At 66.4% G+C, this 26964-nt stretch carries 25 protein-coding genes; 6 read left to right on the top strand and 19 right to left on the bottom strand.

The features are described from left to right. Positions 1-50: 50 nt before the first annotated feature. From DIE21_RS09900 to DIE21_RS09825, 15 genes are all read right to left on the bottom strand, one after another. The gene (locus tag DIE21_RS09900; protein WP_124497528.1) at positions 51-1730 is read right to left on the bottom strand and encodes a SpoVR family protein; all 1680 of its coding nucleotides are present in this window, start codon (positions 1728-1730) and stop codon (positions 51-53) included. Next, entirely contained in the window at positions 1727-2995 is a 1269-nt protein-coding gene (locus DIE21_RS09895) for a YeaH/YhbH family protein (protein ID WP_124497527.1), read from the bottom strand. The genes DIE21_RS09900 and DIE21_RS09895 overlap by 4 nt, the downstream gene beginning before the upstream one ends. A 125-nt stretch (positions 2996-3120) precedes the next feature. Continuing rightward, positions 3121-5043 carry a PrkA family serine protein kinase gene (locus DIE21_RS09890; RefSeq protein ID WP_124497526.1) on the bottom strand — a complete coding sequence of 641 codons (1923 nt, stop codon included), beginning with the start codon at positions 5041-5043 and terminating at the stop codon, positions 3121-3123. A gap of 509 nt (positions 5044-5552) precedes the next feature. Next, a complete protein-coding gene (locus DIE21_RS09880) occupies positions 5553-7292 on the bottom strand; it encodes a methyl-accepting chemotaxis protein (RefSeq protein ID WP_124497525.1) in 1740 nt (579 codons plus the stop codon). 276 nt (positions 7293-7568) lie between these two features. Beyond that, the gene (gene rbsK / locus DIE21_RS09875; RefSeq protein ID WP_124497524.1) at positions 7569-8498 is read right to left on the bottom strand and encodes a ribokinase; all 930 of its coding nucleotides are present in this window, start codon (positions 8496-8498) and stop codon (positions 7569-7571) included. Then, complete coding sequence (locus DIE21_RS09870; protein ID WP_124497523.1) at positions 8495-9526, bottom strand: LacI family DNA-binding transcriptional regulator; 1032 nt, start codon at positions 9524-9526, stop codon at positions 8495-8497. The genes rbsK and DIE21_RS09870 overlap by 4 nt, the downstream gene beginning before the upstream one ends. 35 nt (positions 9527-9561) lie before the next feature. Then, positions 9562-10581, bottom strand: a complete 1020-nt coding sequence (locus DIE21_RS09865) for an ABC transporter permease (RefSeq protein ID WP_124497522.1) — start codon at positions 10579-10581, stop codon at positions 9562-9564. Further along, the gene (locus tag DIE21_RS09860) at positions 10578-12191 is read right to left on the bottom strand and encodes a sugar ABC transporter ATP-binding protein (protein WP_124497521.1); all 1614 of its coding nucleotides are present in this window, start codon (positions 12189-12191) and stop codon (positions 10578-10580) included. The genes DIE21_RS09865 and DIE21_RS09860 overlap by 4 nt, the downstream gene beginning before the upstream one ends. Before the next feature lie 139 nt (positions 12192-12330). Beyond that, positions 12331-13281 carry a sugar ABC transporter substrate-binding protein gene (locus tag DIE21_RS09855; protein WP_124497520.1) on the bottom strand — a complete coding sequence of 317 codons (951 nt, stop codon included), beginning with the start codon at positions 13279-13281 and terminating at the stop codon, positions 12331-12333. A gap of 291 nt (positions 13282-13572) precedes the next feature. Then, the gene (locus DIE21_RS09850) at positions 13573-13959 is read right to left on the bottom strand and encodes a DUF805 domain-containing protein (RefSeq protein ID WP_185640563.1); all 387 of its coding nucleotides are present in this window, start codon (positions 13957-13959) and stop codon (positions 13573-13575) included. 336 nt (positions 13960-14295) lie between these two features. Next, positions 14296-15222 (bottom strand): CysB family HTH-type transcriptional regulator, encoded by a 927-nt coding sequence (locus DIE21_RS09845; RefSeq protein WP_059606665.1) that lies wholly within the window; start codon positions 15220-15222, stop codon positions 14296-14298. Between the two features lie 80 nt (positions 15223-15302). Continuing rightward, a complete protein-coding gene (locus DIE21_RS09840; protein ID WP_124497518.1) occupies positions 15303-16361 on the bottom strand; it encodes a sulfate/molybdate ABC transporter ATP-binding protein in 1059 nt (352 codons plus the stop codon). A 13-nt stretch (positions 16362-16374) separates the two neighbouring features. Beyond that, on the bottom strand, positions 16375-17322 hold the full coding sequence (cysW, locus tag DIE21_RS09835; RefSeq protein WP_124497517.1) for a sulfate ABC transporter permease subunit CysW: 948 nt from the start codon (positions 17320-17322) through the stop codon (positions 16375-16377). After that, the gene (gene cysT / locus DIE21_RS09830) at positions 17319-18233 is read right to left on the bottom strand and encodes a sulfate ABC transporter permease subunit CysT (protein ID WP_124497516.1); all 915 of its coding nucleotides are present in this window, start codon (positions 18231-18233) and stop codon (positions 17319-17321) included. The genes cysW and cysT overlap by 4 nt, the downstream gene beginning before the upstream one ends. 105 nt (positions 18234-18338) lie before the next feature. Beyond that, positions 18339-19376 (bottom strand): sulfate ABC transporter substrate-binding protein, encoded by a 1038-nt coding sequence (locus DIE21_RS09825; protein ID WP_124497515.1) that lies wholly within the window; start codon positions 19374-19376, stop codon positions 18339-18341. Between the two features lie 264 nt (positions 19377-19640). On the opposite strand from DIE21_RS09825, the gene lexA reads away from it, so the two are divergent. Genes lexA through DIE21_RS09810 form a run of 3 tightly spaced genes read left to right on the top strand, consistent with a single transcriptional unit; the run spans position 19641 to position 21369 of the window. After that, positions 19641-20288 (top strand): transcriptional repressor LexA, encoded by a 648-nt coding sequence (gene lexA, locus DIE21_RS09820; protein ID WP_124497514.1) that lies wholly within the window; start codon positions 19641-19643, stop codon positions 20286-20288. A 26-nt stretch (positions 20289-20314) separates the two neighbouring features. After that, positions 20315-20653, top strand: coding sequence for a hypothetical protein (locus tag DIE21_RS09815; RefSeq protein ID WP_124497513.1), 339 nt, complete (start codon positions 20315-20317; stop codon positions 20651-20653). A 29-nt stretch (positions 20654-20682) separates the two neighbouring features. Beyond that, positions 20683-21369 carry a DUF2939 domain-containing protein gene (locus DIE21_RS09810; RefSeq protein ID WP_124497512.1) on the top strand — a complete coding sequence of 229 codons (687 nt, stop codon included), beginning with the start codon at positions 20683-20685 and terminating at the stop codon, positions 21367-21369. A 92-nt stretch (positions 21370-21461) separates the two neighbouring features. Here the strand turns inward: DIE21_RS09810 and DIE21_RS09805 are convergent, their stop codons facing one another. Next, the gene (locus tag DIE21_RS09805; RefSeq protein ID WP_124497511.1) at positions 21462-21959 is read right to left on the bottom strand and encodes a universal stress protein; all 498 of its coding nucleotides are present in this window, start codon (positions 21957-21959) and stop codon (positions 21462-21464) included. On the opposite strand from DIE21_RS09805, the gene DIE21_RS37150 reads away from it, so the two are divergent. The 3 genes from DIE21_RS37150 to DIE21_RS09795 all read left to right on the top strand — a co-directional run bounded on the left by DIE21_RS37150 (position 21958) and on the right by DIE21_RS09795 (position 24041). Continuing rightward, entirely contained in the window at positions 21958-22122 is a 165-nt protein-coding gene (locus DIE21_RS37150) for a hypothetical protein (RefSeq protein ID WP_185642751.1), read from the top strand. The genes DIE21_RS09805 and DIE21_RS37150 overlap by 2 nt on opposite strands. Positions 22123-22286: 164 nt before the next feature. Further along, positions 22287-23201, top strand: coding sequence for a nodulation factor ABC transporter ATP-binding protein NodI (nodI, locus tag DIE21_RS09800; RefSeq protein WP_124497510.1), 915 nt, complete (start codon positions 22287-22289; stop codon positions 23199-23201). Positions 23202-23207: 6 nt separating this feature from the next. Continuing rightward, positions 23208-24041 carry an ABC transporter permease gene (locus DIE21_RS09795; protein WP_124497509.1) on the top strand — a complete coding sequence of 278 codons (834 nt, stop codon included), beginning with the start codon at positions 23208-23210 and terminating at the stop codon, positions 24039-24041. A 48-nt stretch (positions 24042-24089) separates the two neighbouring features. Here DIE21_RS09795 and DIE21_RS09790 read toward each other — a convergent pair whose 3' ends face one another. The 3 genes from DIE21_RS09790 to mnmH all read right to left on the bottom strand — a co-directional run bounded on the left by DIE21_RS09790 (position 24090) and on the right by mnmH (position 26912). Continuing rightward, the gene (locus DIE21_RS09790) at positions 24090-24512 is read right to left on the bottom strand and encodes a hypothetical protein (protein WP_185640564.1); all 423 of its coding nucleotides are present in this window, start codon (positions 24510-24512) and stop codon (positions 24090-24092) included. Between the two features lie 217 nt (positions 24513-24729). Next, the gene (locus tag DIE21_RS09785; protein ID WP_124497508.1) at positions 24730-25788 is read right to left on the bottom strand and encodes a permease; all 1059 of its coding nucleotides are present in this window, start codon (positions 25786-25788) and stop codon (positions 24730-24732) included. Further along, positions 25785-26912 (bottom strand): tRNA 2-selenouridine(34) synthase MnmH, encoded by a 1128-nt coding sequence (mnmH, locus tag DIE21_RS09780; protein ID WP_124497507.1) that lies wholly within the window; start codon positions 26910-26912, stop codon positions 25785-25787. Before mnmH ends, DIE21_RS09785 begins: the two co-directional genes overlap by 4 nt. Positions 26913-26964: the final 52 nt, after the last annotated feature.

The following is a 26964-nucleotide window of genomic DNA, read 5'->3' as shown; positions in this document are numbered from 1 at the left end:
TGAAAACGCCAGCCGTCAGGCTGGCGTCCGATGCAAACTCGTCACGCGAGTCAGGCACGCACCTCGGGCGGCACGTAGCGGCACTCGTAGCGCTTGCGCACGGTACCGGCCTCATCGACGCTTTCGAGATACACGTCGAACTGCCAGAGCCGCGCCATGTGCTTGAGCACCTCCTCGCTGTCGTTCGACAGATGGCGGTTGTCAGTCATGAAGTGGCGCAGCGTGAGGCTGCGGTCGCCGCGCGTGTTCACGGCCCACACCTGGATGTTCGGCTCGCGGTGATGGATGTCGTACTGCCGCGACAGCGCCTGCCTCACATACTGGTAGCCTGACTCGTCGTGGATCGCCGACACCTCGAGCGAATCGCGCATGTCGTCGTCGAGCACCGAGAACAGCCGCATCTCGCGGATCAGGTTCGGCGACAGGTACTGCGCGATGAAGCTCTCGTCCTTGAAGTTGCGCATCGCGTAGTGCATCGCCGGCAGCCACGGGGTGCCCGCGATCTCCGGAAACCACTTGTAGTCCTCTTCCGTCGGCGCTTCGCAGATCCGGCGGATGTCGCTCATCATCGAGAAGCCGAGCGCATACGGGTTGATCCCGCTGTAGTACGGTTTCGTGACGGGCGGCTGGTAGACCACGTTGCTGTGCGAATGCAGAAACTCCATCATGAAGCCGTCTTCCAGCTTGCCCTGGTTGTACAGCGTGTTCAGCAGCGTGTAGTGCCAGAACGTCGCCCAGCCTTCGTTCATCACCTGCGTCTGCCGCTGCGGATAGAAGTACTGGCCGATCTTGCGCACGATGCGGATCACTTCCCGCTCCCACGGCTCGAGCAGCGGCGCATTCTTCTCCGCGAAATACAGCAGGTTCTCCTGCGGCTCAGGCGGATAGCGGCCCTCCTGCTCCTCCATCTGCTCGGGTTTCTTGCCCGGCAGCGTGCGCCACAGCTCGTTGACCTGCGACTGCAGGTACGCCTCGCGCTCGCGCCGCAACGCGGCCTCCTTCGACAGCGACGGTTTCTGCGGCCGCTTGTAGCGGTCGACGCCGTAGTTCATCAACGCATGGCACGAATCGAGCAGTTCCTCGACGCGATCGAGGCCGTAGCGCTCCTCGCATTCGGCGACGTAGTTCTTCGCGTACACGAGATAGTCGATGATCGCGTGCGCGTCGGTCCACAGCCGGAACAGGTAGTTGCCCTTGAAGAAGGAGTTGTGCCCGTACGCCGCGTGCGCGATGACGAGCGCCTGCATCGTCATCGTGTTCTCTTCCATCAGATACGCGATGCACGGATTCGAGTTGATGACGATTTCGTACGCGAGGCCCATCTGGCCGCGGCGATAGCTCTTCTCGGTCGCGAGGAAGTGCTTGCCGAACGACCAGTGGCGATAGTTGACCGGCATCCCGACCGACGCGTACGCGTCCATCATCTGCTCGGCGCTGATCAGTTCGAGCTGGATCGGATAGACATCGAGCTCGTATTGCTCGGCGACCTGCGAGATGTGCGTGTCGTATTCCTCAAGCAGTTCGAACGTCCAGTCGGACGGGCACGGCAGCGGCTTGCGTTCGGCAACGTTCATACGCGCTTCCTTCTGCCCGGCACCGGGCAAGTCGGCGGCCGGCGCCGCCGGTTCGGTCCGGCCGCTTTGCTGCGATGCGGCAGGGCCAGCCGTGTCGTCACCGGAAGGGCGCGGCGCGTAGCCGCGCGACTCGTTGTGCAGATGGCGGGTCGTCATGACATTTCCACCTGCTTTTCGAACAATTCGCGAAATACCGGGTAAATATCGGCAGCCGATTCGACTTTCTTCATCGCGAGATGCGGTTGCGACAGCGCCAGCTGCGCATACTCAAGCCACAGGTTCTGCTCTTCCGGTGCGACCTGGATATACGCGAAATAGCGCGTCTTGGTGAGGATATCCTCTTCCAGGATTTTGCGACACTTCGGTGAATCGTCGGTCCAGTTGTCGCCGTCGGACGCCTGCGCGCCGTAGATGTTCCATTCGGTCGGCGAGTAGCGCTCGTTCATCACCTTGCGCATCAGTTCGAGCGCGCTCGACACGACGGTGCCGCCGCTTTCGGTCGAATGGAAGAAGGTGTCCTCGTCGACTTCCTCGGCGCGCGTGTGATGACGGATGAACACGACCTCGATGCGCTCGTAGTTACGCTTCAGGAACAGGTACAACAGGATGAAGAAGCGTTTCGCGAGATCCTTGCGCTGCTCGTCCATCGAGCCCGATACGTCCATCAGGCAGAACATCACGGCCTGGCTCGACGGCTGCGGCTGCTTCACGCGGTTGATGTAGCGCAGGTCGAACGGATCGATGAACGGGATTCGCCAGATGCGCCCTTTCAGGTGATGGATCTCCGCCTCGAGCGTCGCGATTTCCTCGCGGCGGTCCTCGGTGTCGGCCTTCAGCGCCTCGAGCCGGGCCTCCAGCTCGCGCAATTCGTTGACGAGCGGCGAGCCGAGCGCGATGCGCCGGCCAAGCGCGCTTCTGAGCGAGCGCACGACGTCGATGTTGTTCGGCGTGCCTTCCGCCGACCAGCCCGCGCGCACGTTCTTCCAGCTCGGCACCGTCAGCAGGTGCGTCTTCACGAGGCGCGGCAGCTCGAGATCGTCGAAGAAGTACTGCATGAATTCGTCACGGGACAGCTCGAACACGAAGTCGTCCTGCCCTTCGCCCTCGTTGCTCGCCTGGCTGCCGCCGCCGCCCGAGCCGCCCTGCGGACGCGGAATCTTGTCCCCGCGGACGTAGTCCGCGTTGCCCGGGTGCACGTATTCACGACGCCCGCCCGGCGCGTGCCGGAAATTCGGCTCCGCGATGTCCTTGCGCGGGATCGTGATGCTCTGCGTGCTCTGGATATCCTTGATGCTACGGTCGCGCACCGCATCGGATACGGCACGACGAATGTAGTTCTTGACGCGACGCAGAAAGCGTTCGCGGTTGGCGATGCTCTTGTTCTTGCCGGCCAGCCTGCGGTCGATGATTTGATGAAGCACTCCCGGTCTCCCGCTCGAAAGTCGATATGCCGGGACGCTCGCCGCACATGCCGTCTGCCGTCATGCGGGCGGCGTCTCTGAGGGCGCCCGCGCGGACGAACCGCACGGGCGCGGTACCGCGCGCGTCATGACGACTTGCGCACGCGCAGGTACCAGTCGCAAAGCAGCCTCACCTGCTTCGGCGTATAGCCCTTCGCGACCATCCGGTTCACAAAGTCCTCATGCTTGCGCTGCTCCTCCGCCGAACCCTTCGCGTTGAACGAAATGACCGGCAACAGTTCCTCGGTATTCGAGAACATCTTCTTCTCGATCACGACACGCAGTTTCTCGTAGCTCGTCCATACGGGGTTCTTGCCCGCGTTGGCCGCCCGCGCACGCAACACGAAGTTCACGATCTCGTTGCGGAAATCCTTCGGATTACTGATGCCGGCCGGCTTCTCGATCTTCTCCAGCTCCGCGTTCAGCGAGGCGCGGTCGAAGCTCTCGCCTGTGTCGTGATCGCGGAATTCCTGGTCCTGGATCCAGAAATCCGCATACGTGACGTAGCGGTCGAAGATGTTCTGCCCGTATTCGGAATACGATTCGAGGTACGCCGTCTGGATCTCCTTGCCGATGAATTCCGCATAGCGCGACGCGAGCACGTCCTTCACGAACGACAGGTATTTCTGCTCGGTTTCCGGCGGGAACTGCTCGCGTTCGATCTGCTGCTCGAGCACGTACATCAGGTGCACGGGGTTGGCCGCGACCTCGCTCGAGTCGAAATTGAACACGCGCGACAGGATCTTGAACGCGAAGCGTGTCGACACGCCCGTCATCCCTTCGTCCACGCCCGCGTAGTCGCGATACTCCTGATACGACTTCGCCTTCGGATCGGTGTCCTTCAGGTTTTCGCCGTCATACACCTGCATCTTCGAGAACAGGCTCGAATTCTCCGGCTCGTGCAGGCGCGACAGCACCGAGAACTGCGACATCATCTTCAGCGTGCCCGGTGCGCACACGGCTTCGGCGAGCGACGAGTTGCGGATCAGCTTCTCGTAGATCTTGACCTCTTCCGACACGCGCAGGCAGTACGGCACCTTCACGACGAAGATCCGGTCGAGCAGTGCCTCGTTGTTGCGGTTGTTGCGGAACGCCTTCCACTCCGACTCGTTCGAGTGCGCGAGGATCACCCCGTCGAACGGAATCGCGCCGAATCCTTCGGTGCCCTTGAAGTTGCCTTCCTGCGTCGCGGTCAGCAGCGGGTGCAGCACCTTGATCGGCGCCTTGAACATTTCGACGAATTCGAGCAGGCCCTGGTTCGCGAGGCACAGGCCGCCCGAGTAGCTGTACGCATCGGCATCGTCCTGCGCGTACTGCTCGAGCTTGCGGATGTCGACCTTGCCGACGAGCGAGGAAATATCCTGGTTGTTCTCGTCGCCAGGCTCCGTCTTCGCGATGCCGATCTGCCGCAGGATCGACGGATAGCGGCGCACCACGCGGAACTGGCGGATATCGCCGTTGTATTCGTGCAGGCGCTTGACGGCCCACGGACTCAGGATGTTCTTCAGATAACGGCGCGGAATGCCGTATTGCTCTTCGAGGATCGGGCCGTCTTCGTCGTAGTCGAACAGCCCGAGCGGCGATTCGTTGACGGGCGAACCCTTCAGCGCATAGAACGGCACGCGCTCCATCAGTTGCTTCAGGCGCTCGGCGATCGACGACTTGCCGCCGCCCACCGGACCGAGCAGGTAGAGGATCTGCTTCTTCTCTTCGAGCCCTTGCGCGGCGTGGCGGAAGTAGGCGACCACCTGCTCGATCACTTCCTCCATGCCGTAGAACTCACGGAACGCGGGATAGACCTTGATAACCTTGTTAGCGAAGATCCGCGACAGGCGCGGCTCGTTGCGGGTATCGATTTGTTCCGGTTCCCCGATTGCAGCCAGCATGCGTTCGCCTGCCGTGGCGTACGCCGACGGATCGTTCTTGCAGAGCGCGAGGTACTCCTCCAGCGAGAACTCTTCCTCTCGCGTTTTTTCGAAGCGGTTCGCGAAGCTGCTGTAAATATCCATGCTACCTCCCTCGCCTGAGTCTGAAGACGTGCTTGCCTTCTATGACTGCGCAGAAGCAAGCGCGTTCGAATTCATCCTAAACCCTTTCTTATTTTTTTTCACGAACTCTTCGTATGAAGTTCGTCATTCTCGACAACACCGGTTGGACAACGCATTTCGACGCTTTACAATCGATCTCCCGTGTCGCAGAAACTGCATCCGCCACGTCTCGTCGAGCATCGGAACGTCTCGTGCGTTGGACACCTCCGTCGTCGTCGCTGCGCCTTCACGCTCCCCTTCATCCCTAGACGTTCGAGCCGACGTTTGCGACGACACGTCGCGCGCGCCGTTACAAATTTTTTTCGCATCGTCCGGAGATACCCGTAGCGCGCAGGGCGCACATGCAACGCGCGGCGACGCATGAACCGTCACGCGCGCTGTCACATTCCATCGGTTGCCGAAACGACGACGCCCGCAGGCCGCGGGCGTCGTGTGCCACCAAATGGGGATAGATGCGCGGCGCGCGCGATTCAGAACGTCTCCCAGTCGTCGGCGCCGGCAGCCGCGGCGGCGGCCGGCTTGCGCGCCGGCACCGGCCGCTTCGGCGCTGCATCGCGCTCGTCGCGCGCAGCGGCCGGTGCGGACGGCGACACCGGCACGACAGCCGGTGCGGGAACCGCGCGCGGCGCCTGCCGTGCAGCGGCCGCGGCCACCGGCCGCCCCGCGTCGTCGTCGATCCGGAACACCGACGCCGTTTCGCGCAGGCGCGCGGCCTGTTCGTCGAGCGATTGCGCGGCGGCCGCCGCTTCCTCGACGAGCGCGGCGTTCTGCTGCGTGACCTCGTCCATCTGCGTGACCGCGCGCGCGACCTGGTCAATGCCGCTGCTCTGCTCCTCGGATGCCGCCGCGATCTCGCCCATGATGTCCGTGACGCGCTGCACCGCACCGATCACGTCGCTCATCGTGCGACCGGCTTCGTCGACCAGCGTCGAACCCGTGCGGATGCGCTCCACCGACGCGTCGATCAGCACCTTGATCTCCTTGGCCGCGCTCGACGAACGCTGCGCGAGACTGCGCACCTCGCCCGCGACGACCGCGAAGCCGCGTCCTTCCTCGCCGGCACGCGCGGCTTCGACGGCCGCATTCAGCGCCAGGATGTTGGTCTGGAACGCGATTCCCTCGATGATCGCGATGATGTCCGCGATCTTCGCAGCGCTGTCGTTGATCTCGCCCATCGTGCCGACCACCTGGCCGACCACCGTATTGCCCTTGTCTGCAATCTCCGACGCATTCGCGGCCAGCGAGCTTGCCTGCCGCGCATTGTCCGCGTTCTGTTTCACGGTACCGGTCAGCTGTTCCATGCTCGATGCGGTCTCCTGCAGCGCGGACGCCTGTTCTTCCGTGCGCGACGACAGGTCGATGTTGCCGGCGGCGATCTGCCGGGCCGCGGTCGCGATCGACTCGCTGCCGCCGCGCACGGTGCGCACCGTGTCGACGAGGCCCCGCTGCATCTTCGCGAGGCCGTCGAGGAGCTGGCCCATTTCGTCGCGCCGATGCACGACGATCGCGCGGCGCAGGTCGCCCGCGGCGATCGCGTCGAAATGCGCGAGCGCGTCAGCGAGCGGACGGCCGATCGCACGGCTGAGCGTCAGCCACGACAGCACCGCCGCGACCAGACCGGCCGCCAGCACGACGATCGTCAGCACGCGCAGCGTTTCGTACGCCGATTCCGACTGATCGAAGCTCGTCTGCGCCGCGCCGAACTGGAAATTGCGCAGCGCCTCGCTCGCAACCGCGAGATCGTTGTAAAGCACCTGGAGCTGCTTGGCGCCCTCGCCGATCCGGTCGTGGTCGCCCGTCGCGACAAGGCCGCCGAACGCGTCGCAACTGCGCTGCAGCGCCTGCCGCTTCGCGGCGACGTCCTGCGCGAGTCGGTCCTCTTCCGCGTCGCGCGGCAGCGCAAGGTACTTTTTCCACCACGAATCGGACTGCGCACGCATCGCGCGGCTACGCTCCACCGCAGCAGCCGAGTCGGGCGTCCCCGCCAGCAGCGCGGCGCGATCGAGCGCCAGGCGCTCGCGGGCCGCGTAGATCTCCGCAACGGCCACATCGGCCGCGCTCGGCATCTGGTTCGTGAAGATTTCGCGCGTCGAGTCGTTCGAGCGTGTCATCCCGTACAGGCCGAGCACGCCGATCACCCCGAGCAGTACCGCGAGAAACGCCATCGTCAAACCGATACGCGCACGTATCGTCAGATTTCCGATCACCATCATTTTTCCTGTGTTGCGTCGTCATGGACGGGCCGGGCCCGTTTTTCGAAACACTGTTCCGTTCCGATGCATTTACGACCATCCGCAACACAACTTGATGGTATTGACGTCAATTTTCCCCGCAATCCGTCTGTTTATTACCTTTTTTTGAATAATAGGTGCGGAACATTGCGGCTTGCGCTGCAAATGACGGGGCGAATGTCGAATTCCGGCTGATCAGCGGGAGAGGGCCGGCCGCCTGCTGATGCAGGCGCCGGCCGCGATGAGCGATCCGCCCTATTCGGCCAGTTCGGCGAGGGTGGGAATCGACGGCTGCGCGCCTGCGCGCGTGACCGACAGCGCCGCCGCGCGTTGCGCGAAGCGGATCGCGGCGTCGACGTTCTCGCCGGCCGCGAGCCGCGCGGCGAAGCCGCCGATGAAGGTATCGCCGGCCGCGGTCGTGTCGACCGGCTGCACGACGGGCGCCGGATAGTGGCGCGCCGCGCCACCGGCCGTCAGCGCGAGCACGCCACGCGCGCCGAGCGTGATCAGCACGTTGCGCACGCCGGCCGCCCGCAGCGCATGTGCCGCGGCTTCCGCCTCGGCCGGATCACGCACCGGCAGCCCGGTCAACGCGGCCGCCTCGACTTCGTTCGGGATCAGGTAATCGACCAGCGGCAGCCAGCCGTCCGGCAGCGGCGCGACGGCCGGCGCCGGATTGAGCACCACGGTGCGGCCGAGCCGCCGGCCGGCCGACAGCACAGCGAACACGGCGTCCGGCGGCGTCTCGAGCTGGCAGATCAGCACGTCGGCCGCGGCCAGCGCGGCCTCGTGCTGCGCCACCGTATCGGTCGTGACTTCGCCGTTGCCACCCGCGACGATCACGATCGTGTTCTGGCTCGCGTCGTCGACGACGATCAGCGCGACACCGGTCGACGCCGACGTGCTCGTCGCGAGCCGCGTGCAATCGATGCCTTCGGCCTCGAGGCCGGCCCGCAGCGCGGTGCCGTGCGCATCCGCGCCGACGCAGCCGATCATCGTGACCTGCGCGCCGAGCCGCGCGGCCGCGACGGCCTGGTTGCCGCCCTTGCCGCCCGCCGCCTGCGCGTAGGCATGGCCGGCGAGCGTTTCGCCCGGCTGCGGCAGCCGCGGCGCCCGCACGACGAGATCCATGTTGAGACTGCCGACCACCGTCACGCGGCCGGCGCCCGCTGCACGCGCCGTCATGGGCGGCCGCCGGGCACTGCCGGCTCGCGGTAGACCGCCGTCGATTCGCGCAGCACGAGGCGCGGCGACACGACGCGACGACGGCTCGGCGCGGCCGTCGAGCCACCGCCGATCCGCTCGATCAGCGTCTGCGCGGCCATTTCGCCGAGCGCGCGCACCGACTGGCCGACCGTCGACAGCGCCGGATACGTGTAGCGGGAAAATTCGATGTCGTCGAAACCGATGATCGAGCAGTCGTCCGGCACGCGCATCCCGCGCTCGGCCGCCGCGCGCAGCGCGCCGACACCCATCAGGTCGTTGCCCGCGAAGATCGCGCTCGGATGCACCGACTCGAACAGCCGCGACGCCGCGTGATAGCCGCCGAGGCACGAGAAATCGCTTTCCGCGATCGCGCCCGGCACGATGTCGACGCCGCGCTCGGCCATCGCGCGGATGAAGCCGTGCACGCGCATCGCGCTGACGGCCGTGTCGGTCGGCCCGGTGATGCAGCCGATCTTCGCGTGCCCGAGTTCGAGCAGGTGACGCGTCGCCAGGTACGCGCCGCGTTCGTGATCGATCTGCACGAGGTCGGCCGCGAGCCCCTCGATGTTGCGGTCGACGACGACGAGCGGCGCATGCGCGTCCGCGAGCGTCTGCGCGAGCACTGCGTCCTCGCCGGCCGACGCGACGATCAGCCCGTCGATGCGCTTTTCCTGCAGCACGCGCAGGTAGTTGCGCTGCTTGACGGGATCGTCGTCCGAATTGCAGAAGAACACGCAATAGCCGTTGGCCGCGCACTGGTCCTCGATACCGCGCGCAAGCTCCGCGAAGTACGGATTCGTGCTGTTCGGCACGACGAGGCCGATGGTCGCCGTCGAGCGCGCCTTCAGCGAGCGCGCCACCGCCGACGGCACGTAGTTCAGCTCGCGGATTGCGCCCTCGACCTTCGCACGCACATCCGCGGACACCGGCCGCGAATTGTTCACCACGTGCGAGACGGTCGTAAACGACACGCCCGCCATGGCCGCCACATCCTTGATCGTCGCCATTTCCCGTTTCTCTCTGGTCTGCTTTCTGTGTAGTTTTACCGGGCGCGCGCGCGCCGGCTGCGATACGTGTCGAGCACGACCGCCACCACGATCACCGCCCCGGTGATGATCCGCTTGGTCGGCTCGTTCGCGCCGATTTGCGCCAGCCCCGCGGCCAGCACGGAGATGATCAACACGCCGAAGAACGTGCTGATCACCGAGCCGCGCCCGCCCATCAGGCTCGTGCCGCCGATCACGACGGCTGCGATCACCTGCAGCTCGAGGCCCGCGCCCGCGTTCGGGTCGGCGGCCTCGAGCCGCGAAATCTGGAACAGCGACGCGAGCCCCGCGAGCGCGCCCATCAACGCGAATACGAGGATTTTATACGGCCGCGGGTTAACCCCGGCAAGCCGGACGGCCTCCTCGTTCGTGCCGATCCCGACGAGATAGCGCCCGAACACGGTACGCGTGAGCACGAACTGTGCCGCGATCATCACCGCGACCGCGATCAGGAACGCCGGCGAGATGCCGAGCGCGATCGGGTTCGACAGGAAATCGAATGCGTCGCCGATGTAGGCCGTGCGCGAATTCGTCAGCTGGTATGCGACGCCGCGCGCGGCCTCGAGCACGCCGAGCGACACGATGAACGACGGAATCCGCCAGCCGACCGTGATCGCGCCCGTCAGCGAGCCGGTCACGGTCGCGACCGCGATCCCGATCAGCGCGGCCGGCAGCGGCCCCCATTGCCATTTCAGCGCGGCCACGCTGACCATCGACGCAGCCAGCGCGAGCACCGAGCCGACCGACAGGTCGATGCCGGCGATGATCAGCACGAAGGTCATCCCGACCGACATCACGACGAGATCGGGGATCTGGTTCGCGATCGTACTGAACGTATCGTAGGTCAGGAAATGCGAACTCAGCACCGAAAACAACGCGATCATCGCGGCGAGCGCGCCGGCGAGCCCGAGATAGTTCGACAGGCCGAGCCGCGTGCCGGACAGCGTGCGCGCGCGGCGCCCCGTCACGTCCTGCTGCGCGCCTGCGTCGGTCGGGGATACGGGAGGCTGGGTCATTGCTGTCGTCCTGTCGTCGAAGTGCCGGAAGCCGCGCGCGGCGCGCTTTCCGCATCCGGATGCCGCGTGCCTTCCGGCAGCGCTTCGCGGCCGAAGCCGGCGAACGCCGCAGCCAGCAGCGCATCCTGGGTCCAGTTGCCGCGTTCGAACACGGCGGTCATGCGGCCGGCCGACATCACGCCGATCCGGTCGCAGATCAGCATCAGCTCGCGCAGGTCGCTCGAGACGACCACCAGCGCGCGGCCCTCGCGCGCGAGCGCGCCCATCAGCGTGTAGATCTCGAACTTGGCGCCGACGTCGATCCCGCGGGTCGGCTCGTCAAACAGCAGCACGTCCATGTCGCGCGCGAGCCAGCGGCCGATCACGACCTTCTGCTGGTTGCCGCCCGACAATTCGCCGACCGGCTGCGCGGCGCCGTGCGTGCGGATCCGCAACGCGTCGATCTGCTGCTCGGCGAGCGCCGTCTCGCGCGTCATGTCGACGATGCCGCCGCGCGCGAGCCGGTCGAGCTGGCCGAGCGACACGTTCGACGTGACCGACTGCGACAGCAGCAGACCTTCGCCCTTGCGGTCCTCGGTGATCAGCGCGATGCCGTGCTTGACAGCGTCGACCGGCGACCCGATACGCGCCGGCTTCAGCGGATCGCCGACCGCGATCATCCCGGCATCCGGCGTATCCGCGCCGTAGATCAGCCGCAGCAATTCGGTGCGCCCCGCGCCGATCAGCCCCGAGATGCCGAAGATTTCGCCCGAGCGCACTTCGAGCGACACGTCCTGCACGGCCGTGCCGCGCGTCATGCCCGACACGACGAGTCGCGGCGCGCCGATCCGGCGCGTGCCGAGATCGATGTGCTCGCCGAGCTCGCGGCCGACCATCAGCGTGACGAGCCCGTCGGACGTCGTCGCGGCCATGTCGCCGACGTGCACGAGCCGGCCGTCGCGCAGCACCGCGACGCGCTCGGCGACGCGCGCGAGCTCCTCGAGCCGGTGCGAAATGTAGACGATCGCCACGCCGCGCGCCTTCAGCCGGTCGATCTGCGCGAACAGCAGCTCGACCTCGCGTGCGGTCAGCATCGCGGTCGGCTCGTCGAGAATCAGCACGCGGCAGTCGCCGATCAGGTTGCGCGCGATCTCGACCATCTGCTGGTGGCCGATGCCGAGTGCGCCGACCGGCGTATCGGGGTCGACCGCGTCGAGCCCGACCTGCGCCATCGCCGCACGCGCGTCGTCACGCAGCCGCGCGCGGTCGATGATGCCGAAGCGTCGCGGCAGACGGTTCAGAAACAGGTTTTCGGCGACCGTCAGCGTCGGCAGCAGGTTCAGCTCCTGCATCACCATGCGCACGCCGAGCGCCTCGGCCTGCGTGCGGCTCGCCGGCGCATAGGCCTCGCCGCCGAGCTGCATCGTGCCGGTCGTCGGGTCGACGAGCCCACCGATGATTTTCGACAGCGTGCTCTTTCCTGCGCCGTTCTCGCCCGTCAGCGCGAGCGCTTCACCCGGCGCGAGCGTCAGCGTGACGTCGGCGAGCACGGGTTCGGCGTAGGTCTTGCCCACGCCGGAGACCGACAGCACGGGAACGGCTGAACGGGAGGGTTGGAAGGTCGGTTCCATCGCGATCCTGGTTGCGGCCGCGCGCACGCGGCGCGCGGGTATGACGCTCACAAGTGCATGCAGTGGCCGTGATCGCGCTCACTCCGTATAACGGCCGCCTGCCCGGATTCTTGAGGGCGGCGGCCGTGGCGGGGCGGCGTTACTTCGTCACGAGATCCACCGGCGTCTCGACCACGCCGGTCATGTCGGCCTGCTTGCGATGCTCGGCGATCGCCTTGAGCGCCGTGTCGATGCCGAACACGGCCTGCTTCGCCGCGTACTGGTCGGCGGTCGCGAGCACGCGGCCGTCCTTCAGCATCGGCTTGATCGCGTTGATGTTGTCGTAGCCGACCACGAACACCTTGCCCTGCTTGCCCGCCGCCCGCACGGCCGACACGGCGCCGATCGCCATGTTGTCGTTGCCGCACAGCAGCGCCCGCAGGTTCGGGTATTCGTTGAGCATCGCGGCCGCGACCGCATTGCCCTTGTCGATCTCCCATTCGCCCGACTGCACCGACACGACCTTCATCCCGCCCGCCTTCATCGCATCCTGGAAGCCGGCCGTGCGCTGCTGCGCGTTGGTCGTCGTCGACACGCCTTCGAGGATGCCGACCTGATCGCCCGCCTTCAGCCGCTTCGCGAGGTAGTCGCCGATCTTGCGCGCGCCCTTGCGGTTGTCCGGGCCGACGAACGGCACGTTCAGGTTCTTCGACTTCAGCACGTCCGGATCGAGCCGGTTGTCGATGTTCACGACGATGACGCCCGCGTCGACCGCCTTCTTCACGACCGGCACGAGCGCCTTCGAATCGGCCGGCGCGATCACGATCGCATCGACCTTCGATACGATCATCTGCTCGACGATGCGGATCTGGTTCGCGGTGTCGGTCTCGTCCTTGATGCCGTTCGTGATCAGGTCGAACTGGCCGGCGTTGTGCTTCTGGTATTCCTTCGCGCCGTTTTCCATCGTCAGGAAGAACTCGTTGGCGAGCGACTTCATCACGAGCGCGACCTTCGGCTTGGCCGTAGATTGCGCATGGACGGCCGGCGCGGCGGCGACCGCGACGGCGGCAAGCGCGGCGGTCAGGAAGCGACGGCGAAAGAGGACATTCATACACATCTCCTGGCGACTGGCCCGACGGGCCGGACTGTTGTTTTAATGTGAGCAAACGTTTGCGCCACACTACCCGGGCATTGGCCATCAATGCTGCTTGTCGGTACCACGGAATGGAAGCGAGGCAGACGGCCGACTGCCTGGCGCGTGCTGTCGTCGACGCGCCACCGCCGGCGGGACGCCGGCGGAGTGGAGGCTATGCTGTACCGTTTCGGTTCGACGCGCAACCCGTCTGATCAATATTTAAGGGTTTATTCGGAGCACACGGCCGCGCGTGCCGATTGCCGCGCGTTACACCGGGTTGCGCGGCGCCGCTTCGTCGCGATCGTCCGACGGCGGCTCGCCGAAGCGATTCGCGTGCGGCGTGCCGGCGATGAAGCCGTTCATCACGAACAGCACGATCGCACCGACGACCGGCACGACGATCAGCAGCATCCACCACCCCGATTTGTCGATGTCGTGCAGCCGCTTCACGCCGACCGCGATCGACGACCACACCGACACGACCGCAATCGCGAACAGCACGAGCATCACCAGCAGCGGCAGATCCTCGTGCGACGAGCCGCGCGACCCCGCATCGAAGATCGCGCTGAGCGCGCCGTAGGCCACCGCGTAGATCCACCACGGCAAACGTCCGATCCGGCCTTCGAAGGAAAAGAGAAACCATTTCAGGTTCATTGATCGCCTCTTGGTCATGCGTGACGCAGGATTCGCGGTGCGACGCAGCGCCGACGCGGTTCGCCGACCGGCGTTTCCGCGAATTAGATCATATCTTCATGAGAATGACCCGTTCGACATGGTCGCAACGAGGCATTCGGATCTGCCGTCTTGTTTTTCTGTTGATCGGCGAACACGCGGCGGCCGCCGCTGGCGGCCAACCGGACTGCCAGCGACGACTTCGATCGAAGGTTCGACGCGCCGGCACACCATGACGGCACGGAACCGGCGTCATGGCGGCCCCCATGCAACGCGTCCGGCGGGTGCTTGCCGCGCCCCCGGAACATCGCCCCGCCGTCAGACCGCTTCGCGCAGCAGCCCGGCGATTTCCGCTTCGTTCAGGTGCGGCGCGAACATCTCGATCAGCCGGTACGCATACGCGCGCAGGAACGCGCCCTTGCGCAACCCGACGCGCGTCGTGCTTGCCTCGAACAGGTGCTGCGTGTCGAGCGCGACGAGCCCGGTGTCGCGCTGCGGATCGAAGGCCATCGCCGCGACGACGCCGATCCCCATCCCGAGCTCGACGTAGGTCTTGATCACGTCCGCGTCGATCGCGGTCAGCACGACGTCGGGCACGGCGCCGGCTTGCGCGAACGCCTGGTCGATGTGCGAGCGGCCCGTGAAGTCCTGGTCGTACGTGATGATCGGGTACTCGGCGATTTCGTCGAGCGTCAGGTTCTCGCGACCGACGAGCGGATGCCCCTTCGGCACGACGACCGTGTGGTGCCACGAATAGCACGGGAACGTGACGATGTCCGGATAGCGATCGAGCGCCTCGGTCGAGATGCCGAGATCGGCTTCGCCGTTCAGGATCATCTGCGCGATCTGCTGCGGGCTGCCCTGGCGCAGCGCGAGATGCACTTTCGGGAACACGTCGGTGAACTGCCGGATCACCTTCGGCAGCGCGTAGCGCGCCTGCGTGTGCGTCGTCGCGACGACGAGGTGGCCGCTGTCCTGGTCCGCGAACTGGCGCGCGACGCGGCGCAGGTTTTCCGCGTCGAGCAGCATCCGCTCGATCAGCTGGTGCACGGCCTTGCCGGGCTCGGTGAGCCCCGTGAGCCGCTTGCCGCGCCGGATGAAGATGTCGACGCCCAGTTCATCCTCGAGATCCTTGATCTGCTTCGACACGCCCGACTGCGACGTGTACAGCACGTTCGCGACCTCCGTCAGGTTCATGTTCTGGCGCACGGCTTCGCGCACGAAACGCAATTGCTGAAAATTCATGGGTATGCCTCTTAGGCTGTCGTTGTTCGAATGTCGATTCGGAGCGGTAGCCGCCCTCTTCTCTTTATCGGGTTCGGGCGTCAGTGTGCGGGAAATACGCGGACCGCGCGCGGCACGGCCGTCGCGCCGTCGCCGACCTGCAGCGCGAGCGCACGCCACGCGTCGCGATCGAGTTCCGCTTCGAGCGCGCCGCCCGTGCGCGCCTCGAGCTCGACCCGCACCGAGCCGCCGAGCGGGATCACGCGGCGCACGTCGACCGCGATGCCGTCGCGATGCCCGTCGCCGGCCGGCCACAGCTGCAGGTCGTGCGGCCGCACGTACGCGTTCGCGGGGCCCGCGAAATCGGCGTCGACCGCGATCGGCGCCGCCGCGCCTTCCGCGACGAAGCCGCGTCCGGCGACCGTGCCCGGCAGCCGGTTCGCCGCGCCCAGGAACTCGTAGACGAACGCGCTTTCAGGATGATCGTAGACGTCCTGCGGGCTGCCGACCTGCTCCACGTGACCGCGGTTCAGCACGACGATGCGGTCGGCCACTTCCAGCGCTTCCTCCTGGTCGTGCGTGACGAAGATCGTCGAGATGTGCAGGTCGTCGTGCAGGCGCCGCAGCCAGCCGCGCAATTCCTTGCGCACCTTCGCGTCGAGCGCGCCGAACGGCTCGTCGAGCAGCAGCACCTTCGGCTCGACCGCGAGAGCACGGGCCAGCGCGATCCGCTGGCGCTGGCCGCCCGACAGCTCGGACGGATAGCGCTGCGCGAGCCAGTCGAGCTGCACCAGCTTCAGCAGTTCGTGCACCTTGTCGCGGATCACCGCTTCCGACGGCCGCTCGCGGCGCGGCTTCACGCGCAGCCCGAACGCGACGTTCTCGAATACGGTCATGTGGCGGAACAGCGCGTAATGCTGGAACACGAAGCCGACCTGGCGGTCGCGCGCGCCGACCGACGCGACGTCGAGCCCCTGCAGCACGACCTGGCCGGCGTCCGCGTGCTCGAGGCCCGCGATCACGCGCAACAGCGTGGTCTTGCCGCAGCCGGACGGCCCGAGCAGCGCGACGAGCTCGCCCGGCGGAAAGTCGAGCGACACGTTGTCGAGGGCGGTGAAATCGCCGAAGCGCTTGTGAAGGTGACGGACGGTGATACCCATTCTGATTGCCTCTTTACGAATTCGACGAATTGGCGGCGACGGGGCCGGCATGAGCGGGAACGTCATCGCGTGCGCCGGCCAGCTCGGCAGCAAGATGACGCTCGGCGAGCAGCTTCAGCGCGAGCGTGACGAGCGCGAGCAGCGCCAGCACCGACGCCACCGCGAACGCCGCCGCGAAGTTGTATTCGTTGTACAGGATCTCGACGTGCAGCGGCATCGTGTCGGTTACGCCGCGAATATGACCGGACACGACCGACACCGCGCCGAACTCGCCCATCGCGCGCGCGTTGCACAGGATCACGCCGTACAGCAGGCCCCACTTCACGTTCGGCAGCGTCACGCGCCGGAAGATCTGCCAGCCCGACGCGCCCAGCACGCGCGCGGCCTCTTCCTCGTCGGTGCCCTGCGCCTGCATCAGCGGGATCAGTTCGCGCGCGACGAACGGGAACGTGACGAAGATCGTCGCAAGCACGATGCCCGGCACCGCGAAGATGATCTGCACGTCGTGGTCCTGCAGCCACGGCCCGAGCCAGCCCTGCGCACCGAACAGCAGCACGTAGACGAGGCCCGAGATCACCGGCGACACGGAGAACGGCAGGTCGATCAGCGTGGTCAGCAACGCCTTGCCGCGGAATTCGAACTTCGCGATCGCCCACGATGCGCACACGCCGAACACGAGGTTCAGCGGCACCGCGATCACGGCGACGGTCAGCGTCAGCTTGATCGCCGACCATGCGTCGGGATCGGCGAGCGATTCGAGATAGAAGCCGACGCCCTTGCGCAGCGCCTCGAAGAACACCGCGGCGAGCGGCACGACGAGGAAGAATGCGAGGAACGCCAGCGCGACGCCGATCAGCAGCCAGCGCACGGCGCGCGGCTCGCTGACGGGGTCGAGCTGTTTCGCGGCGCGCACGTGCGCGGCGGACGGGTGGTTGAGCACGGCGCTGGACTCCTGGCTCATTGCTGGCCTCCTGCCGCGGTCGCGGCAACGGTGACGGTCGACGGCGCGGGGCCGCTCGCTCCCTTGCCGGACGAGCCACGGCTCGTCCGGCGCTGCAGATACCACTGCAGCGTGTTGATCAGCAGCAGCATCAGGAACGACACGACCAGCATCACGACCGCCAGCGCGGTCGCGCCCGCGTAGTCGTATTGCTCGAGCTTCGTGATGATCAGCAGCGACGTGATCTCGGATTTCATCGGCACGTTGCCGGCAATGAAAATCACCGACCCGTATTCGCCGAGCGCGCGCGCGAACGCGAGCGCGAACCCGGTGAGCAGCGCCGGCAGCACGGCCGGCAGCACGACGCGGCGGAACGTCAGCCAGCGCGATGCGCCGAGGCACGCGGCGGCCTCTTCCTGCTCGCGCTCGAAATCCTCGAGCACGGGCTGCACGGTGCGCACGACGAACGGCAGCCCGATGAAGGTCAGCGCCACCAGCACGCCCACCGGCGTGAACGCGATCTTGATGCCGAACGGCGCGAGATACTGGCCGACCCAGCCGTTGGTCGCATAGACGGCAGCGAGCGAGATGCCGGCGACCGACGTCGGCAGCGCGAACGGCAGGTCGACGATCGCATCGACGAGGCGCTTGAACGGGAACGTGTAGCGCACCAGCACCCACGCGACGAGAAAGCCGAACACGGCGTTGATCAATGCGCCGCCGAGCGCCGCGGAGAACGTCAGCCGGTACGACGCGAGTACGCGCGGCGACGCGACGGCGGTGACGAACTGGTCCCACGACAGCGTCGCGGTCTTCAGGAACGTGGCGGCGAGCGGGATCAGCACCACGAGGCTCAAATAGGCCACCGTGATGCCGAGCGTCACGCCGAAACCGGGCAGCGCGCTCGGCTTGCGAAAGGTGTACGTCGTCATCGGATGCTCTTGCTGGGTCGATGCTGCTCACGGGTCCGGCGCAAACGCCGGGGATGCGGCGCGCTGTCGTGGCGCGCCGCTGTCGTTATGGGTTGCTGGCTGGCGTTACTGCGGCTTGTAGATCGAGTCGAACACGCCGCCGTCCGCGAAATGCGTCTTCTGCGCATTCGTCCAGCCGCCGAAGGTGTCGTCGACCGTGTACAGCTTCAGCTTCGGAAACTGCTTCGTCAGCTCTGCCGGCACGTTCTTCGAACGCGGACGATAGTAGTTGCGCGCCGCGATTTCCTGGCCCTGCGGGCTGTACAGGAAATTCAGGTAGGCCTCGGCCAGCTTGCGCGTGCCCTTCTTGTCGACCACCTTGTCGACCACCGCGACGGGCGGCTCGGCCAGGATGCTCACCGACGGCACGACGATCTCGAACTTGTCGGTGCCGAATTCCTTGATCGACAGGAACGCCTCGTTCTCCCACGCGATCAGCACGTCGCCGATGCCGCGCTGCACGAAGCTCGTCGTAGCGCCTCGCGCGCCCGAATCGAGCACGCCTGCATTCTTGTAGAGCTTCGTCACGAATTCCTTCGCGCTTTGCTCGTTGCCGCCCGGCTTGTGCACGGCGTACGCCCATGCGGCCAGGTAGTTCCAGCGCGCGCCGCCCGACGTCTTCGGGTTCGGCGTGACGATCGAGATGCCCGGCTTGGTCAGGTCGTCCCAGTCCTTGATCCCTTTCGGGTTGCCCTTGCGCACCAGGAACACGATCGTCGACGTGTACGGCGATGCGTTGTCCGGCAGGCGCTTCTGCCAATCCTTGTTCACCAGACCCTTGTTGGCGAGCGCATCGATGTCGTAGGCGAGCGCCAGCGTGACGACGTCGGCCTGCAGGCCGTCGAGCACCGAGCGCGCCTGCGCGCCCGAGCCGCCATGCGACTGCTTGAAGTTGACCGTCTCGCCCGTTTTCGCCTTCCACTCCTTGCCGAACGCCTGGTTGAAGTCCTGATACAACTCGCGCGTCGGGTCGTACGATACGTTCAGGAACGTCGTATCGGCCTGGGCATGCGTCGCGACGCCCAGCGCCGCCGCCGCGCCCAGCGCGAGTGTTGCGATCAGGCGGCCCACTCCGCCCACCAGCCCCGTATTGCGCTTCGCCATCCTTGGTTCTCCAGTGTTGTCGGTATTGCGATGTCGGGCCAGTCTAGCGAACGGGTTACATGATTAAAAATAATCGTTCTTCATTTTTTAATACTCAAAAGTGCTAACGCAGACGGGACGGACGGTTGCGGCGGACGAACCGGCGTCCGGACGTCGCGACATCGCGCCGGAACCGGCGCGATCGCGTCGAACCTCAAGTAACACTTGAAATTCTCGAAGTACTGTATAAAAATACAGCTCACTGTCTATCCATACAGTTGAGCCATGACCAAACTCACCGCCCGTCAGCAGCAAGTGTTCGACTTGATCCGCCGCGCGATCGAGCGCTCCGGTTTCCCGCCCACGCGTGCCGAGATCGCGGCCGAGCTGGGTTTCAGCTCGCCGAATGCGGCCGAGGAACACCTGCGTGCGCTGGCGCGTAAAGGCGTGATCGAGCTGGCCGCCGGCGCGTCGCGCGGCATCCGCCTGCTTGGCATCGACGATGCGCCGCACCAGTTCACGCTGCCGCATGCCGGCCTGATGCAGCTGTCGCTGCCGCTCGTCGGCCGGGTGGCGGCCGGTAGCCCGATCCTCGCGCAGGAACACATCTCGCAGCATTACGTGTGCGATCCCGCACTGTTCACCAGCAAGCCCGACTACCTGCTGAAGGTGCGCGGCCTGTCGATGCGCGACGCCGGCATTCTCGACGGCGACCTCCTCGCCGTGCAGAAGCGCACCGAAGCGAAGGACGGCCAGATCATCGTCGCGCGTCTCGGCGACGACGTCACGGTCAAGCGCCTGATGCGCCGGCCCGGCGGCCTCGAGCTGATCGCGGAGAACCCGGATTACGAAAACATCTTCGTCAAGGCCGGCAGCGCGGAATTCGCGCTGGAAGGCATCGCCGTCGGGCTGATCCGCTCGGGCGAACTCTGACAATCGGTCTCGCTGAGGAGAACACCATGGAACGCCTTTCCCGTCTGCTGCCTTTCCGTCAATTCGGTCGCCTGCGTCACCTGCGCGGCCGCACGCCCTGCGCGCCGCTGTCCGCCACAGCGCCCGTGGTGAGCCAAGAAGTCGCAGTTGAACGGCAGGCGTCGCTGCTGCCGTCGGCGCTTCCCGCATTCGCGCGGGTGTCGCTGAACGCCGGCCTGAATCACGCGGAACCGGCGCGCCGTGCGCCCGTGCGCGTCTATCACGGTCGGTCGCGCCTGATCATGGTCGGGACGATCGATGCCGTGTGCCGGATGATCGATCGCTGCATTGCCGAGGAACGATCGGCCACGCACGGCGGTCTCTGATTGCGGAACCTGTCCGCACCGGAGGCATCGTGACTGGATCTTCGGGCCGCGCATGGCGGCTCAAGCCCCTGCTGATCGTCGCGCTGGTCGTCGCCGTCCTGATGGCGATCGGCTATGCGTACGCCTCGCCGTACGTCGCGCTCGGTCGCCTGAAATCGGCGATCGATGCGCGCGATGCGCAAGCGGTCAGCGGATATGTCGATTTTCCGTCGCTGCGCATCAGCCTGAAGCAGCAGGTCACGGAAGAGTTGATGCGCCGGATCGATGCGGTGAAAAAGGACAATCCGTTCGCGGTGATCGGCGCGCTGATCGGATCTGCACTGATCGGCCCGCTGGTCGATGCCTATGCGACACCGGAAGGTGTGGCCGCGCTGATGAGCGGCATCCCGCCGCGCGGCAATCCGGGCGAGCGGCCACCTGAATGGCCGGGCCCGCCGTCAGGCGGTGCGCCCGGCAACGCACCGGCCACGCCGCCGACCAATCCGGCGAGCGCACCCCTACCGGGCAGCAACGCCACCGCCTCGGCTGCGCCGGCACCCGCGCCAGCGAGCCCGAGCGATGCCGGTCATCCGCAGCAAACGCATGCCGGCTACCGGAATATCGATGAATTCGTCGTAACCTACCAGCGCAACGCCGACGGCACGCGCTATGCGGCGATCTTCCACCGCTTCGGCCTGTTCTCGTGGAAACTATCCGCGATTGACCTGCACGCCTGAGCAGTCGCGATCGCGGTCGATGCCGCTGATGCGACACAACGCGCGATCGGCCTGAATCGCGGCACAACCCGGCCGGCCACGCAATCGCAGCGTCACTTGCCGTTCGAGGTGGCCGCTTCGCGTTCGCGCGCGATCTCGGCCTTTTGCTCTTCCGCCGACGAACACGCGACCAGAATGCTGCAACTCACGCGATCAAGCAGTTGCGTGTTGCCCGACCCCATCCACCATCTCGACAACCCGCTGCGGCACCGATGGCCGACGACGACGAGGTCGGCCTTCAACTCCGTCGCGAGATTCGCGATTTCGTCGATCGGATAGCCGAACGCGAAATGGCCTTCCGCCTGAACGCCACGCTCGCGCAGCCAGTTCACGCCTTCCTGCAGGATCTCGCGCGCGGTTTCCTCGAAGCGGCCGCACGCGACGTCGGTCAGCAGCCCCGCGCTTTGCGCGATGCTCGAGCGCATGTCGACGACCGACAGCAAATGCGTTTCCGCCTTCAGGTCCAGCGCGAGATTGGCACCGCACCGCAATGCCTTGCGTCCTTCGAGTGTGCCGTCGTAGCACAGCAGAATCTTGTTGTAGCTAGCCATGAAACCTCCCTATCGCGACTACGTACCCTATGCACTCATCATGGTGCGCCGCAATTCCGGACGCAAGGGATGGAAAACGCTGATTCGCCACGCGGGGCGCGTCGGCGATGATGCAGTGCACGATCCGTGCGCGCATGCACCCGGCCGCGCGGGCATGCCCTGAAGAGACGCAGCCGATGCACTAGAATGGCCCGTTCGTGCCGTCGACGCGCATTCGCCCCGGTCATGCCCATGTGACACGCATTCGCCCGATCCGTTCGCCGGCCGGCATGCCCATCCGGCCCGCCGCGAAACGCGTCCGCGCCCGCTTACAACGACAACCTGCCCATGTCCGTTGCACCGATCGATTTCCGGAACGTCGAAAAACGCTATGGCGACAAGCTCGTCGTCAACGACCTGTCCTTCCACGTGCAGGCCGGCGAATGCTACGGCCTGCTCGGGCCGAACGGCGCCGGCAAGACCACGACGCTGAAGATGCTGCTCGGCCTCGCGTATCCCGATGCCGGGGCCATTTCACTGTGCGGCGAACCGGTTCCGTCGCGCGCGCGGCATGCGCGCCAGCGCGTCGGTGTCGTCCCGCAGTTCGACAACCTCGATCCCGACTTCACGGTCCGCGAAAACCTGCTCGTGTTCAGCCGCTATTTCGGGATATCGGCGCAGGCTTCACGCGCGCTCGTGCAGCCGCTGCTCGAATTCGCGAAGCTGGAAAACAAGGCCGATGCGAAGGTCGGCGAGCTGTCCGGCGGGATGAAACGGCGTCTGACGCTCGCCCGCGCGCTCGTCAACGATCCGGACGTCCTGGTGCTCGACGAGCCGACGACGGGCCTCGATCCGCAGGCGCGGCACCTGATGTGGGAGCGGTTGCGCTCGCTGCTCGCGCGCGGCAAGACGATCCTGATCACCACGCATTTCATGGAGGAGGCCGAGCGCCTGTGCGACCGGCTGTGCGTGATCGAGGAAGGCCGCAAGATCGCCGAAGGCGCGCCGCACGCGCTGATCGAATCGGAGATCGGCTGCGACGTGATCGAGATCTACGGGCCCGACCCGGTCGCGCTGCGCGACGAGCTGGCGCCGTTCGCGAAGCACACCGAGATCAGCGGCGAGACGCTGTTCTGCTACGTGACCGATCCAGAGCCGCTCAGTGCGCGACTCAAGGGTCGCACGGGATTGCGCTATCTGCATCGTCCGGCCAATCTGGAAGACGTGTTCCTGCGGCTCACGGGCCGCGAAATGCAGGACTGACCGATCATGGACGTACGCAACTATTCCGCCGCCGCGCCGTCCGCACCGCCACGCGAGTCCCGCTTCGCGATCGCGCTGCCCGCGAATGCGACCAACTGGATCGCCGTGTGGCGGCGCAACTATCTCGTGTGGCGCAAGCTCGCGCTCGCATCGCTGTTCGGCAATCTCGCCGATCCGATGATTTACCTGTTCGGCCTGGGGTTCGGGCTCGGCCTGATGCTCGGCCACGTCGACGGCGTGTCGTATATCGCGTTCCTCGCGGCCGGCACGGTCGGTTCGAGCGTGATGATGTCCGCGAGCTTCGAGTCGATGTATTCGGGCTTCTCGCGGATGCACGTGCAGCGCACCTGGGAGGCGATCATGCACACGCCGCTCGCGCTGGGCGACATCGTGCTCGGGGAGATTGTCTGGGGCGCAAGCAAGGCGCTGCTGTCGGGCGTCGCGATCATGCTCGTCGCGGGCCTGCTCGGCTATGCGCAGTTTCCGTCGATGCTCGCGGCGCTGCCCGTGGTCGCGCTCGCCGGCCTCGCGTTCGCGAGCACCGCGATGATCGTCACCGCACTCGCGCCGTCCTACGACTTCTTCATGTTTTATCAGACGCTCGTGCTGACGCCGATGCTGCTGCTGTCGGGCGTGTTCTTCCCGATCACGCAACTGCCGCCGATCGCGCAGCACGCGGCGCACGTGCTGCCGCTCGCGAACGCGGTCGAACTGATCCGGCCCGCGATGCTCGGCCGGCCGGCGACGGACGTCGGCCTGCATCTCGCGGTGCTCGCCGGCTATGCGGTCGGTGGATTCGTGGTCTCCGCGTGGCTGTTCCGGCGGCGGATGATGCGCTGACGGCCGGCGCGGACGGCGCCGGCTTGATACCACGAAATCGAGACGCCGTTACTCGTCGTCGTCGCTCCACGGAATCTCGACGTCGGTCAGGAACGCGACGGTCGCCAGCGGGCCGCCTTCCTGGCGGCCGAGCTTGCCGTCCGCGCGATGCCATTCGACGCGGAACTGCGTACCCGGATCGTCGGCGACCAGATAGACCGCGCGCAGTTCTTCCGTGTCGGCTTCGTCGACCGGGCCGTCGAACGACACCAGCATCTTCTGCGGCCACAGGCCGTTTACCGGATCGTAAATGCGGTCGCCCTGCGGAATCTCGATGCTGGCCTCGACGCCGATCGTGGCGGAGGCTTCGATGATCATCGTGCCGAGCGCGTTCAGCACGGCAGTCGCCCGCGCGGAATTGGCCTGGCGGATCGCGAGATCGCCGCGCGTCAGCGCCTTTTCGAGTCGAGGATGAATCTTCGGTTGGGTCATGCGTTTTCCTGTTTGCTTCTTGTAAAGGGCACCGCACGTGCGAAGCGGCGGTGCCGGATGAATACGACGATCGCGCGGCGGGATCGGTCTGCGCGCGGCGCGGCAGCCATCACGCGGGTTGCAGCTGCCAGGCATGTCGTGCCCCGCTGGCCGATCGGGCACGCGAGCCGGAGTCGTCCGGCTGTCGCGCCCGCTTGCCGTCCCGTCCGCGTGCCCGTCAGAACCCGAACGCGATCGCGAGCAGCCCGCTCACGATCCCGAACGCGACGACAAGGCCCGTGACGATCGCCAGCATGGTCGGCTTGAACGAACGCGCGAGCATCGCGAGCGACGGCACGCTGATCGGCGGCAGCGTCATCAGCAGCGCGGCGGCCGGGCCGACGCCCATGCCGAGCGACAGCATCGCCTGGATGATCGGCACTTCGCCGGCCGTCGGGATCACGAACAACGTGCCCGCGACCGCGAACGCGACGATCCAGCCGAGATGGTTGCCGATGTCCGGGCCGATGTGCGGGAACAGCCACGCACGCGCCGCGCCGAGCAGCAGCACGAGCACGATGTATTCGGGCACGAGCCGCACGGCCATGCGCGCGAGCAGCTTCATCCAGCGGATGAACGGATTGCCGGCCGCGGCCTGCTCGGCCACCAGCGCGGCGAGTTGCGCGTCGTCGATGCTGCGGTCCTCGGGGCGCGCGATGCGGTTCAGCAGATAGCCGACCCCGAACACCATCGCGATGCCGAGCACGAGCCGCAGCGCGCTCCAGTGCCAGCCGAGCACGAAGCCCATGAACACCAGCGCGGCCGGATTCAGCACCGTGTTGCCGAGCCAGAACGCGACCGCGCCGCCCGGCGACGCGTGCCGCGCGCGCAGGCCCGCGACGACCGGCGCCGCGCAGCACGTGCACATCATGCCGGGCAGCGACAGCAGGCCGCCTGCGGCGACACTGCCGAAGCCCGTGCGGCCGAGCACGCGTGCGACCCAGTGCGCGGGCAGCAGCGCCTGCACCGCCGAACCGAGCAGCAGGCCGAGCACCATCGCCTGCCAGATCGCCTTGCCGTACGCCCACGCGTAGTCGAGCGCCGCCTTCAGCGACGGCTCGGGCGCGCTCGCCGACGTCCCCATCAGGATCGACTGGCCGATCGAATGATGCTCGGCGGCGACGAACGCCTTGTTGTAGTACGGGAACCATTTCACGTAGAACAGTCCCGCGACCGCGATCAGCAGGAAGGTCATCCAGCCGAGCGCCGGACTGGGTTGGGTGCGTGTGGTCGTCATCGTGTGGTAGTCGGTTGGTTTTGGTCGGTGCCGGCTCCCGCTGCCTCGCCGGCGACGGGCGATGCCCGGAGCCCGGTCTGCGCGAGCGCGTCGAGCAGCGCGCGCGCCTGCTGGCGCACGTCGGCCGCATTCGGCTGGAACATCAACGTCAGCGCCCGGTTCGGCTTGTTGTACGTTGCGCGATAGGTACGCGCATAGGCGGGATCGTAATGCTTGTCGATCAGTTCGGTGAACAGGTCGGCCCGCGCGTTGGCATCGATCAGCGCATTCCAGTGCGCCACCTCGTCACGGCTGTGCAGGCCGATCAGCCGCTGGAGCTGCGCCTTGAACGCGGCCGGCTCGTCGAACAGGTGGGCATAGTCGTCGAGGAGAAACGCGATGCGCTCGTCGTGCGCCGCGTCGACCTGCACCCACGGCCCGGCGTGAAACGCGTCGATCAACGCGATCGGCAGGTGCACGAGCCCGATCCTGCGGCTTTCCGATTCGACGAACACCGGCCATTCGGGGTCGAAACGCCCGAGTGTCTCGACGAGCCCCGAATCGAACCCCTTCTGCGACGGTTGCGGTTTGCCCGGCAGCGCGCCGAGCAGCGAGCCGCGATGACACGCGAGCGCCTCGAGATCGAGCGCCTGCGCACCCACGTCGCGCAGCGCGTTCAGCAGCCGCGTCTTGCCGCAGCCCGTATGACCGACGAGCGCGATGTAGCGAAACCGCGTCGGCAGCGTGTCGAGCGTCGCGCACACCGAGCGGCGGTATGCCTTGTAGCCGCCGTCGAGCTGGCGCGCCTGCCAGCCGATCAGGTTGAACCAGGTCGTCATCGAGCCCGAGCGCTTGCCGCCGCGCCAGCAGTAGATCAGCGGCCGCCAGTTGCGCGGACGGTCGGCAAACGTGGTGTCGAGATGGCGCGCGATGTTGCGTGCGACCATCGCCGCGCCGACGCGCGTCGCTTCGTACGGCGACACCTGGCGGTACATCGTGCCGACGATGACGCGCTCCTCGTTGCTGAGCACGGGCGCGTTCAGCGCGCCGGGAATATGGTCCTCGGCGAACTCGAGCGGCGTACGCACGTCGATGATCTCGTCGAACTCGCCGGCGCGATCGAGGGTGACAATCAGGTTTTTCAATTTGGCGTCGAACAGGGGCGATGCGGCTCGGTGAGCCGCACGGACACGGAAG

Source organism: Burkholderia sp. Bp9140 (assembly GCF_003853425.1).
GTDB lineage: Bacteria > Pseudomonadota > Gammaproteobacteria > Burkholderiales > Burkholderiaceae > Burkholderia.
The sequence above is the reverse complement of the archived record's forward strand: the minus strand, read 5'-3'. Positions and strand labels throughout refer to the sequence as shown.